The sequence below is a fragment of the Paenibacillus sp. sgz302115 genome (assembly GCF_056120445.1).
The window spans coordinates 1-282 of the sequence record NZ_JBVYOK010000085.1 but is presented as its reverse complement, the minus strand read 5'-3'; the positions used below and the strand labels follow the sequence as shown (position 1 = coordinate 282).

1 rRNA gene is annotated in these 282 nt (G+C 55.0%); it reads right to left on the bottom strand.

Annotated features, from left to right (window positions below):
- Positions 1 to 282: ribosomal RNA gene (locus tag AC0LWN_RS32775) — 23S ribosomal RNA — on the bottom strand; the annotation flags it as partial.

Sequence of the window (282 nt, the reverse complement as noted above, 5' to 3'; positions counted from 1 at the left end):
CATGTGAGACGTCCCACAACCCCAAGGGGCAAGCCCCTTGGTTTAGGCTGTTCCGCGTTCGCTCGCCGCTACTGACGGAATCACTATTGTTTTCTCTTCCTCAGGGTACTTAGATGTTTCAGTTCCCCTGGTCTGCCTCTGCATACCCTATGTATTCAGGTATGAGTAACTGCGAATTACCACAGCTGGGTTTCCCCATTCGGACACCCCCGGATCAAAGCTTGCTTACAGCTCCCCGAGGCAGTTTCGTTGTTCGCCACGTCCTTCGTCGGCTCCTGGCGC